General features: G+C 66.5%; 1 protein-coding gene and 1 pseudogene. Both read right to left on the bottom strand.

Annotated features, from left to right (window positions below):
• Nucleotides 1-717: a transposase gene (locus D7Y11_RS44810; RefSeq protein ID WP_121756223.1), complete on the bottom strand. Its 717-nt coding sequence runs from the start codon at nt 715-717 to the stop codon at nt 1-3.
• A pseudogene (locus D7Y11_RS45420) lies at nt 668-1108 on the bottom strand (helix-turn-helix domain-containing protein); the annotation flags it as partial. The pseudogene D7Y11_RS45420 and the gene D7Y11_RS44810, both read right to left, overlap by 50 nt.
• Nucleotides 1109-1186 lie beyond the last annotated feature (78 nt).

The following is a 1186-nucleotide window of genomic DNA, read 5'->3' as shown; positions in this document are numbered from 1 at the left end:
CTAAGCCATCCGGGGTAAATCTTTGCCTACCCAACGAGTGCGGGCAGAGGAGATGAGACGTCGGAAGCCTCCTGGGCGGCCCAACTGCGCCAGGAGGTGGACGGCAGCAGCGTAGAAGTCCTCCCGCCGCTTCGTCAGCATGCGGCTGAAGTACGCCTCCTTGAGGTGGCCCCAGAGGCTCTCAATCGGGTTGAGTGTCTCCGAGGTGTACTTCGGCAGCCAGAAGGGGCGCACCCACGCCTCCACCTCCTGGAGTACTTGGGTGGAGAGCTTGGAAGTGAAGGACCCGTCGTTGTCGAGCACGAGCACGATTCGCTTGCCGGTGGCCTGGGCGCGAGCTCTCAGTTTACGTACCAGTGCGACGAAGAGGCCGGAGTTGACGCTGCGCGGCTGGTGGCTGAAGAGAAAAGGGCCGTCCGGGAAGCGGTAGGCGCCGCAGACGGCGACCCGCTCGTTCTTGCCGGGCGTCTCCACCAGCAGGCGTTGCCCCCTCTTGCGCCACATCTGGCGCACGACGGGCAACAAGTCGAATCGCACCCCGTCGCCGTACCACAACTCGAAGTCCGCGCCCGGCTGGCAAGCGGCCCTCTCCAGAGCGCGCAGTCGGCGTCGGGCTCGTTCTTTTTTCCCCCTCGTCCACCAGGTTCTTGGTGGTGCGCTTGGAGCGTCTCCAGACGAAGCCGTGCATCCGCAGCAACTCGCCCACCCAATAGGCACTCAGTACGATGCCCGTTTCTTGGCGCAGGTACTCGGACAGCCGCGGAGCCGTCCACCGCGAGAAGGCGTACCCCACCTGCCGCGGGTCCTTCTGCACCGTCCGCACCAGCAAGCGCACATAGGCGGCGTCCGCTCGCGACGGTCGACCCGGTCGGCGGGCATCCTCCAGCCCAGCCAGGCCGCCCAGCCGCCATCGCCGTCGGCAGTCGCGCACCATCCGGGGACTGACGCCCAGCGCCCGCGCGATATGCGCCGCGCTATCCCCGGCGCAACTCAACAGGACGATAGTGGCCCGGAGCCCTGCGGCTACCGAGCCAGCACCTCGTGCCAGCCGCTGAAGTGCTCGGCGCTGTGGCACCGTCACTTTGAGGTGGTTGCCGCTTCGGCTCATCCACCGCTCCTCCTGCCCTCCTGCAGGGCAGCGGTGGATGCTACCTCCCTAGGCAAAGATTTACCCCGGATGGCTTAG

This window comes from Corallococcus sp. AB018, from assembly GCF_003986945.1.
GTDB classification, from domain to species: Bacteria; Myxococcota; Myxococcia; order Myxococcales; family Myxococcaceae; genus Corallococcus; species Corallococcus exiguus.
This window is presented reverse-complemented; position numbering and strand designations above follow the sequence as displayed.